Source organism: Nostoc sp. CHAB 5715 (assembly GCF_020829685.1).
Classification (GTDB): Bacteria; Cyanobacteriota; Cyanobacteriia; order Cyanobacteriales; family Nostocaceae; genus Nostoc.
Genome location: NZ_JAIVFR010000214.1, coordinates 1 through 8,827, shown reverse-complemented (window position 1 = coordinate 8,827; position 8,827 = coordinate 1). Strand labels below are relative to the sequence as shown.

The following is an 8,827-nucleotide window of genomic DNA, read 5'->3' as shown; positions in this document are numbered from 1 at the left end:
TTATGTATTAAGTAATATGCAGCTTATAAATTTAGGTAGAATACATTTGTATTGTCCAGCAAATACTCATACTTTTTTACATTCTTAAGTTTCTATTATTTTTAATAAGTATATTATAAAGTTTATGTGTAAATAGTTATTTTTACTGTAAAACTTTAGTGGAGATTTAACGGCAGCTACACATTTAATATCAAGTTACTATAATCTAATCTAGCTCAAGTTACTATAATTTAATCTAGCTAGATATTACACATTCAACCTAATTTTATAAGCTGCATATTACTTAATACATAAAGTAAAGTCTAATGTATTAGAAGATCAGCTAGTACCGTTTCAACAAGGGCTTAGACATCTGCAAAATCCATTTAGTAACTTATGGGCTGGTCGCGCTACAAATCTGAACTTTAAGAAGAAACTGAGCGGTGTCAGCGCTAACTTTAGTAACTCAATTATCTATTAGAGGCAGCAACCCCTAATAGACATTTTCATCCTCCGCATGGGAACGAGAGAAAAATGGAAATCGAGCTTTTTTCGACTTGTGTGTACACCATAAGTACAGAGCTATTTCGTTCTAAACATAAACCGCCCAGAACTAAAGTTCCGCGGCTCATAGCTCAAGTCCACGCTTAGTGGACTAAAAGCCTTTCTTAGTCGTCTTTAGACGACTTTTGCTATTAGCCTCAGAATTTATTCTGAGGCGGGCTAGATGAGAATGAAATAGCCCTGACCATAAGTATCCCTACTCTTAAAGCTTGCTACTTACAAAATTGGATATTTGTTTAATTGGAAGTCGCTTATTTCTCAACAAATTCTTTCACCACTGCCATAGCATCAGGAGGAATCTGCGTAATTAGGTGAAATGGAAATGCCGTAGTCGAAGCAAATTGGGCATAATCTGATGTCAGAAAAATAGCGTAGTTTTTAGCTTCTGGAGTCATCTGGAAAGCAAACGCCAAAGCTATAGCTTTAACGTACTTGCGAACATCTGCTGCTTGTTCACCCACAACTTCACCGCCACTAATTGGTGTATTTGGTTTTCCTATCTGATCGAATGTGGTAGTGGGGTCTTTTACACTCAGATGAGTACCGCCAACTATACCAACTAGCCATTTGGGGGATGGGATTTTGTCAAATCCCGCAATCTGTTCAGTTAAAGCTGGGGTGGTTTTATCTGCGGAACTTGCTAACACTAGGGTAGGAACTTGCACCTTAGTTAACCCTGTTTCGCCAAATATCAGAGAAGTTGTAGGATTGAGAGCGATCGCCTGTTTTATTCTAGTATCCCGTAGTTGATAGGTATTTTCTGGTAGCTTTTGAGCGATGCACTGCATATTTTCTCCCAGACTCAAGCTAGTCAAGTTTTTTTTGCAGCGTTGTTTGAGATGTTCGAGTTGTAACTCTGCTCCAGCAATTGCTAAAGCTGTACCACCACCAAAAGAATGGCCAATAACCATCGCGTTATTGGTTGCAAGTTTCCCTTGTAGCGGATGATTAGCCGTTTGGTTGAGCTTTTCTAATTCGTCGAGGACAAAATTAATATCTTGAGGGCGATCCAAAAACTCCTGAGGCTTCATAACACTGGTTTTGCCTTGTAATGCTGAGTTAGTATTTGTCTGGTTACTACCGGGATGTTCTAAAGCTGCTACTACATAACCGTGGGATGCTAAATGTTCTGCCAGGTAATGCAAGTCTGTGCGGACTGAGGTGAAGCCGTGAGAAAAGACAATTAGGGGTTTGTCGGGAGTTGCAGCAGTTGACCAGTAAACATCAACTGGAATTTGACGATCGCGCTTTTGGTCATTCAGGCTTAAGTTGAGTATTTTTACTTGAGCTATTCCTGGTTGGCTGGGATCAAAAGGGAAAGCAATCTGCGGTGTTTTGGAGTCCAGTTGAGGAGCGATGGTTAGCATAAATTGCTGGGTGCGCCAAAAAGCTGTATTCAAACTCCCTGCAACTATAAAAGCCTTTGGTAAATCAATTTCTAAACGTTTACTGGGATAAGCCGCGATAAAACTCAGTATAGAAAGACCTTGCGGTGCAGTAGAACCTAATACCAATCCTGCTCTGAGTGCTTGCACCCCAGCTTTGTCCTTTCTGGCTAAGGCTGTAGCAAAGTCATTGAGAATAGTTGTACCAATCTGAGTATTAACTAACCTATTAACGGTGACAACATTCATCGGTATATTCATGCCCAGCGCCCCCAAGAAGAAGCGGCGTTGTTGTTCAGATAATCGTTGCAAACTCCCAGGCAATTCCCCAGTTTTTGCAGCCTTTTGCAACTCAGCAAGGGAGATGGTTTCTGTAAATAAACCCAAACGCACAACAATTGTGTCAGCCGCAATGGCCGGAGTATTTACTCCGAATTGTGTAAGTGCGATGCCTACGGCGGGCAAAGCCAACGCGCCAAAGAAACCCGCAACTGTCTTAAGACTTCCCCAACTTCTTTTCATAAATATATACCAAGTCTTACTTACGGAAATATAACGGATATTTGTGTATTTGGCTACCCTAATAATTATCTAGAAATAAAAGCAAATTTTTGGCTACGCTAGCTATCTGCAATTTCTGCTCAGTTTACCCAACTGAATTCTGACCGGAGCAACGGAAACGTCTCCGGCTTTGCTCCTGAGTTCTGAATTCTGTTTCGATAACAAAAGCAACGAATTGTAGAATTCATCACAGCTAAAAAAATTGAGGATAAATCAGTGTTGACAGCCACAAAAGCCTGATTACTTCTCAGCTAGGTTTAATACTGTAAGGAAAGTTTAGAACAGGGTAAGCGATGCCTGCGGCGGTAAACTACGCATCTACAATCTGAACTTTTTGTGGGCTGATGTCTTGACTGCAATTTTTTTGACAGCACAGTTTAACCGACCGCTTAATGTTTTGTTTTTGCCCTTTAGAACGTGTTGCAGAGGTGTTGCTGGGAGATAGTCTTACTGCTTTAGCTGCACTATCATTACCCATCAAATTCTACCAGCCGCATCAACAATTCCTCTTCGCTTTATGCATCGCAGACTCCGCTATATTTTGATTTTGCTGCTCTCCCTGAGTATTATTATACTGTGGTGGCCTGTGAACAATTCTGATTGCAATTTCGAGGCTTTTCTTGCTTCAAAAACTCCAAAGTTCCAAGTACATGCTACTAAGGTTATAGTTCAGCCGTGGCGTGGTCGTCACCATGTATATGGAATTTTTATGATTCCTGATAAATACAAAAAAGCTCCATTTTTTGTATTAACAGTAAAAGGTGCTGGCAGTTACTGTTCAAAACAATTTGGTCAGATAAAAAACTATAATGATATCTTTGCTGAACCAGGAACTTATCTGGTGAGGAATTTTATTAGAACTAGAACGGCTTTGCGGCTGATTATCCAAGGTTTGTACTTTCAAATCAATGATAAAAAGAATTGGACATTGACTTTCCCTGAACCAAAAACTAGTACCGCTACGAGAAATTACAGCTATTTTCAGGTAAATAGACCACGCGGTAGGGGTTTAGCAATGCTCATACGTGTCAACTTAAGCTATAGATAGCTTAACTGTTGCCTTCCTCACCCGCCTAGAACTAAAGTTCAAGGCTAATAGTTAAAGTCTACTAAAGTAGACTAAAGATTTTTCGGATTATTTAGTCATCTTTAGATGACTTTCGCTATTAGCAAGGAACTGAAGTTCCTTGCGGGACATGGCTTTTACGTTAAGTTGACACCTATGAGCAATGCGCTAAACCCCTACAACAGATGTGGTTCAAATACATGAAAACTGCTGTAAGTAGGTCGTTTTCTTCACACAGTTTGGTTTTATTGTGCCGACTTACTTAGTCATTTCTTCTTTAATTACGAATTACGAATTACGAATTACGAATTAATCAGTCAGCTTGGTGGTTGAGTTTCCAAAACTTCGTTTTTCTCTAACAAGACAGTAGTAGCATTGACCACAATCTGTGCTGCTCCCGTGAAAAACGATCGCTCGATAGTCGCTGGAACATCGCTAGATTTATGATAGTGCGGAGTACGTAAATTTGCGGTATCTGTCACTAGCACAGCACCCACACCTTGATACCAAAATGGTGCATGGTCGCTGCGTAGGGTGTCTGGTGTCAGTAAACCTTTAAAAGGAATTGGTAGTGTTAGGACTGATGGCATTGATTTTTGTTTATTCAGAGCGGTTGAAGGGAGCATCTGTGAGTTTTGAAAGGCACTCAGCAAAGGCAAATGTTCTGTATCACCGATTACTGCTAAAAAGTCGCCTTTATCACTAATTGGGGTAACAGGCAATCCCGCAGGGTATTTTTGACACCCAGGAGTGTAACATGCATAACCTACCATATCCATGACGATCGCTCCGCCCAAGTTTTGTAAGCGTGCTGTCTTGCTAACGAAAGCCTGACTACCCAAAAGTCCTGCTTCTTCTTTGTCAAAAAAAGCTAGCTGTAACGTCCGTGGCGTGGGACGGGAGCCGAGCAAGCGGGCTACTTCTAGCACCACAGCTACACCACTAGCGTTATCATCAGCACCAGGGGATAAGGCAACAGTGTCGTAATGCGCTCCCACGAGAATTGCTTTAGCTGCTTTGTTAGTTCCTACACGTTCGGCAAAAATATTCACACCCTCAGAGAACTTTTCTAATTTGGGCTTCCAGCCTAATTTTGTGAGTTCAGTTGTGATATAAGTGCGAGTAAGCGATCGCTCTTTTGTTGTGTAGCGCTGAAAATTCAACTTTTGGATATGGGTTAACAGCTTATTAGTAGACACTTGTAGGGTATTGTCAACTTCCTTTGACTCTGGCTGTGGTTGGGGTGTTTTCACTGGAATGCGCTCAACAATTGCTGGCGACGGACGCTGTTCAAAAAACGTGCTACCTCTGCTACCCACCACCGCAACTGCCATCAGCACCAACAGCATCAGCCAAATCCATTTTCTCATGTGATTTATCCTTGGCTTCCAGACTTAGGGTAGCGCAAATCCCCAGGTATAACTTTCCAGGATTGCTAGGAAGGGTTTAATATTTTGGTTTCCTAAATTCTTAATTGAAGAAGAATTCAGAAGTCAGAATTCAGGAGCGGAGCCGGAGACGCTCCGCCTCCGGTCAGAATCAATACTTCGGCTACGCTCAGTAACCATCAGTCGGGGATTCAGACCGGCGCAGGAATTGTTGCACCACAAAACAAGAAAATTTGGTGGGGGTGCAAAAACGCCGATTATTCAGACGCGACGCTCGAATACTCGCTAACGCTGCGCTATCGCGGACTCGCTAACGCTACGCTATCCGCTTTTTGGGTCAGAATACCTTTCCTGTATTCTGACTCCTGACTCCTGAATTCTGTTCGATAAACCTGCAAAGTAACTTTGCAATCAGCTTAATTGTCTATTTGAATACAATTTTATTTTATCCAATCTGCTATCGATTCTTGAGTTTCTTGATCAGTTGAAAGTCTTTTTATCATTAATACAACTTCTTTTTCTGGCACTTCTAAAGAATACCCATTCAATATAAGAAAGCTAGCCATCGAAACGAAAGCTACCCTTTTGGCTCAATCTCTTCAATCTATGTGCTGCTAGCACATCTTCATTCAGGAGATGAGTATTAAACTACTCAAGTCTTTCTAATATCATGTTCGACTTAATACTTAGTCAAAAGCGAGCAAAGTGCACAATCCCAAACCTTTGCGATTGCTTCATTCCACTTCGTTGCATTCGCAATGACATATTGTAAGTGATTTGCCGAACTTGATATAAGAGGATGTTTGAAAAGTGTTTGACTGTAATTTTAATCACCCCCCTTAATCCCACGCCACTTGCTTCAAGTCGGCAGAGCCGCCCAACGCAGTGGCTCCCCGATGTATTGGGGGGAAACCAGAAAATCCAGTTCCCTCCCCAATATATCGGGGAGGGTTAGGGTGGGGTAAAACTAAAGCTAAAACCTTAGTAAATCAGGTTTCAGGTAAGGTTTTGAGAATTTATGCAATAAATATATTGATTTCGGGTGGTCATTTATTGAATTCGGGTGGTCATTTATTGAATTCGGGTGGTCATTTATTGAATTCGGGTGGTCATTTATTGAATTCGGGTGGTCATTTATTGAATTCGGGTGGTCATTTATTGATTTCGGGTAGTCGTTTATTGAATTGGAGGTATCGTTCATTGAATTCAAGCAGTGGTTAGGGTGGAGTAAAACCCAGATTCTTGAACAACTTCAGACTTGTGTGTACACCGTAGCCTTAATAAGGGGGGACGGCGTAGCCGGGGGTAAATATATGCAGCTTTACAAAGAAAAGGCAGAGGGCAGAGGGCAGAAGGCTTTTATGAAAGAAGTATTAATAAAAACTTTAGTTGTGGGTCTAAAGCCCACTAGTATAAAAAGATTTGTGTCGAGCGGAAAGTGCCACGAGACACAAGGCATCCTTACTTCAATCCCACGTTTTTAAACGTGGGTTCTATAAGTGCCTTCTGCCTCCTGCCTTCTGCCTTCTGAAAGATGCTCTTGACACTCTCCTGCCTAAAGGCGAGGAGATTCTTTAAGACATTACTGCCTTAATATCCTGTTTGCACAGGTTCCCAGGCTGACCCTACGGGTTCGGCAGTCGCTCATGGGGGAGACCCCCAAGACCGCGCTGCCTCACCACGTTTGCACAAAGTGCTTCGTCATATCTCCTCAAAGAATGTTTTGGGCGTAGACTTTCCCCCAGTCCGGGGGTAGGTTTTTAAATCTTGTTGGGATCTTTTGTGCTTTCTGTGGTTCACACCGCCCACATGATAGAACACTCATTGCAATGGAATTTTGCCGCCTTTTCTTTCCTGCCGCCAGAATTTCAGTGGGGTATGGCTGCGGGTGCTGTAGCATTGATATTAATGTCCCCCGCCGCTTTAACGAGTTGGGAATCGTTGCAGAAATCTTTGGGCAAGCGTTGGCGACAGATTCATCTATTGGGTGTGCCAGCCTTGCTCTTGAGTGCCATTCATGCTGTGTTGATTGGTTCCCATTACCTGGGTTCCTTGCAATTAACTTGGGGAAATAAATTAGCGGCAGTACTGATGGGAATTATTACCCTCAGTGTCTTGCTAGTACGTTCGCGCTTTTTTTGGTCAAAGTTAGCCTTAGAAAAGTTTTATGTTCCCCCAACCAAATCACGGTAAATCATCCTTATTCTCAACAAGTCAAAAACAGAGACATTACTTGTTCAAAGGCATTTTCTGGCATCAAGGAAGAATAAAGTATTTATTATTCCTGAGTTGCTTAGTTATATCAATAACTAATCTTTCTCCTGCATCTGCTCATAAAGTGGAAGTAGCCGGAGATGTCGGCGGCACCCTCCACATTGAACCAAATGATAATCCCCGTGCTGGAGAACCAAGCCAAGCCTGGTTTGCGCTTACCCGCAGAGGTGGAAGAGTGATTCCCCTATCACAGTGTAATTGTCAGTTGGCTGTTTATGCCCAACCCTATGCAGCTGGAGAGCCACCCCTGTTAGAACCACAGTTAGAACCTGTAGCAGCTGAACGTTATCAAGGTATTCCAGGTGCAGAAGTTGTCTTTCCTAAGCCAGGTATTTATCAGTTGCAGCTGAATGGTAAACCAGTCTCTGGAGCAAGATTCAAACCCTTTGAGTTCAAATTTGAAGTTACTGTGGCAGGCGGTTCTACACAGAATGCACAAAACCTGCGAAATGTCAATGGTGATTTAGTAGAGGGTGAATCTCAGAATTTACCAATTTGGGCGATCGCACTTCCAATCCTCGGATTTATTGGCATCTTAGTTGTCGTACTGCGAAGCATGAGAGAGAGTGGGTAGAGACACGATTAATCGCGTCTCTACGGAGTAGGGAGACATTTTTCTTTGTGTCTCCTTTTCTGTGAGTTAGTTCACCAGATCGTTTGCACATGAGGGTAGTTCAGAATCTTCGCATCACAAGTTACTAGAGGAATTCCATATCGCCTTGCGATCGCAACTAGAATTCTGTCTGCCGGATCTTTATGAAAATTATCCGGTAATTGTGTACTAGCGATCGCATCTAGAGGATTTAAAGGCAATACAGTTCAGTTAAGCATTTATTCCTTCTCTTTGCGTCCTTGGCGTCCTTGGCGGTTCGTTAAAAAATCTGACTTTAATAAAGAGTTTTGGCCTTAACTGAACCGTATTGGATTTAAAGGCTCTATGACAATGCCTGAGTGTGTTTGCGCCAACGCATACCATTCATCAATCGGCAAGGGTAACGTTAGTTTTCTCTCTTCTGAACTTGATTGCAATCTCCCATGCTGAAATAGCAGACACCAGCAAGCCACTTTGTGGTTCTTCTGAATCAATTGCGGCTTGCGCCTGACTCGATAACTGACTTGGATCGTGCAGTAACCAAAGCCAAACATGAGTATCTAACAAAATCATTCGCCTAAGGTTTCCCAAAGTTCCGGCATAGATTCGTCAAAATCTTCTGCAATTACAATCGGCATTCCCCGCAATGGGTGGCGATCAGTAGAAGTTCGTTTTGCTTGCCAAGGCACAATGCGAGCAACTGGAATGCCATCACGAGTAACCACAACTTCAGTTTGAGTCGCTGCCACCTCATCAAGTAGCGCTGTAAGGGTAGTGTCTGTGTCTTGAATATTGAGGTACTTCATCCCGCAAATTTTGTGCGATCGCTTTTACGCCTTAATTCTAAGCAATTCTTTATGCAACTGCCTTGAGACATTTTCGTGTCTACCCTTTCAGCCCGCCTTTCTTGTTATCTAGTTAATAATATACAAGTGTTGGCGACAGCAATTCCCCCCACACTTGTAATTGTTTACTTTTTATTTATTTTACCTATGTCGCTTTTGATGCCACTGCCACG

The 8,827-nt window shown here is 42.3% G+C and carries 7 protein-coding genes and 1 pseudogene; 3 read left to right on the top strand and 5 right to left on the bottom strand.

Annotated features, from left to right (window positions below; genetic code table 11):
- Window positions 1-794: 794 nt before the first annotated feature.
- Window positions 795-2,450: an alpha/beta hydrolase gene (locus LC574_RS13845; RefSeq protein ID WP_229454057.1), complete on the bottom strand. Its 1,656-nt coding sequence runs from the start codon at window positions 2,448-2,450 to the stop codon at window positions 795-797.
- A 625-nt stretch (window positions 2,451-3,075) separates the two neighbouring features.
- On the opposite strand from LC574_RS13845, the gene LC574_RS13840 reads away from it, so the two are divergent.
- Window positions 3,076-3,537 carry a hypothetical protein gene (locus tag LC574_RS13840; RefSeq protein WP_368736687.1) on the top strand — a complete coding sequence of 154 codons (462 nt, stop codon included), beginning with the start codon at window positions 3,076-3,078 and terminating at the stop codon, window positions 3,535-3,537.
- A gap of 335 nt (window positions 3,538-3,872) precedes the next feature.
- Here the strand turns inward: LC574_RS13840 and LC574_RS13835 are convergent, their stop codons facing one another.
- Window positions 3,873-4,925, bottom strand: a complete 1,053-nt coding sequence (locus tag LC574_RS13835) for a M28 family peptidase (RefSeq protein ID WP_229454056.1) — start codon at window positions 4,923-4,925, stop codon at window positions 3,873-3,875.
- Window positions 4,926-6,713: 1,788 nt separating this feature from the next.
- Between LC574_RS13835 and LC574_RS13830 the strand changes: the two are divergent.
- Both LC574_RS13830 and LC574_RS13825 read left to right on the top strand, forming a co-directional pair.
- A pseudogene (locus tag LC574_RS13830) lies at window positions 6,714-7,136 on the top strand (ferric reductase-like transmembrane domain-containing protein); the annotation flags it as partial.
- Window positions 7,111-7,791: a hypothetical protein gene (locus LC574_RS13825; protein WP_229454055.1), complete on the top strand. Its 681-nt coding sequence runs from the start codon at window positions 7,111-7,113 to the stop codon at window positions 7,789-7,791. The pseudogene LC574_RS13830 and the gene LC574_RS13825, both read left to right, overlap by 26 nt.
- 71 nt (window positions 7,792-7,862) lie before the next feature.
- Here the strand turns inward: LC574_RS13825 and LC574_RS13820 are convergent, their stop codons facing one another.
- From LC574_RS13820 to LC574_RS13810, 3 genes are all read right to left on the bottom strand, one after another.
- Window positions 7,863-8,030 carry a PIN domain-containing protein gene (locus LC574_RS13820; protein WP_229454054.1) on the bottom strand — a complete coding sequence of 56 codons (168 nt, stop codon included), beginning with the start codon at window positions 8,028-8,030 and terminating at the stop codon, window positions 7,863-7,865.
- Window positions 8,031-8,196: 166 nt separating this feature from the next.
- On the bottom strand, window positions 8,197-8,382 hold the full coding sequence (locus tag LC574_RS13815) for a PIN domain-containing protein (RefSeq protein ID WP_229454053.1): 186 nt from the start codon (window positions 8,380-8,382) through the stop codon (window positions 8,197-8,199).
- A complete protein-coding gene (locus tag LC574_RS13810) occupies window positions 8,379-8,615 on the bottom strand; it encodes a type II toxin-antitoxin system Phd/YefM family antitoxin (protein WP_229454052.1) in 237 nt (78 codons plus the stop codon). The genes LC574_RS13815 and LC574_RS13810 overlap by 4 nt, the downstream gene beginning before the upstream one ends.
- Window positions 8,616-8,827 lie beyond the last annotated feature (212 nt).